This is a genomic window from Wenyingzhuangia sp. 2_MG-2023 (assembly GCF_030548295.1).
Lineage (GTDB): Bacteria > Bacteroidota > Bacteroidia > Flavobacteriales > Flavobacteriaceae > Wenyingzhuangia.
In genome coordinates, this window is the sequence record NZ_JAUOSB010000187.1 from 1 (window position 1) to 238 (window position 238).

The following is a 238-nucleotide window of genomic DNA, read 5'->3' on the forward strand; positions in this document are numbered from 1 at the left end:
TTTATCCACTTTGTTCCTTATGTTGGAAGTATGTTTAACGGTTTTTCGGCACCACAGAATCGCTGGGAATATATCGTTTGCCTTGCTTTTGGAGGAGTAGCAGCGTTTGTTTTCCAACATATCAAGGAAGTAAAAGCAAAAGATGTTGCGATTGGTGTTGTTGCTTATACCCTTTTGGCTATTGCCTTTATCGAATATGATACGTATTCATTTGATCAAACATTTGATTGGATAATCC

1 protein-coding gene is annotated in these 238 nt (G+C 37.4%); it reads left to right on the plus strand.

What is annotated here, in order from left to right; all coding sequences use genetic code 11:
- The coding region (locus tag Q4548_RS17350; protein WP_303457275.1) for a YfhO family protein at positions 1 to 238 on the plus strand (238 nt) is incomplete at both ends.